Genomic DNA, 237 nt, shown 5'->3' on the forward strand with positions numbered 1-237 from the left:
ACTAAACGCTTACCTGCAACTAAAATCATTACAAAAACGAAGTTATAGCAAAAACTAAACCAATAAACACCCCAGCAATTGTTGTTGCAAAAGCTTATCATCGAGTGGCATATCACTAATAATTTCAACCCGTGTATCTAGCGCATCATCAAGTTCATCGAGCTTTAACTGATTATCCACCATATTCACGCTCAACACCCCATCGCGGGTAATAACAATGGCTTTTAACCTCAGCAC

At 38.8% G+C, this 237-nt stretch carries 1 protein-coding gene; it reads right to left on the reverse strand.

The features are described 5' to 3' along the window. Positions 1 to 54 precede the first annotated feature (54 nt). Positions 55 to 237: hypothetical protein (locus tag AAEZ03_RS28850; protein WP_502947997.1), on the reverse strand; the 183-nt coding region annotated here is incomplete at its 5' end.

It is taken from the genome of Pseudomonas sp. HY2-MNA-CIBAN-0224, assembly GCF_040310285.1.
GTDB lineage: Bacteria > Pseudomonadota > Gammaproteobacteria > Pseudomonadales > Pseudomonadaceae > Aquipseudomonas > Aquipseudomonas helleri.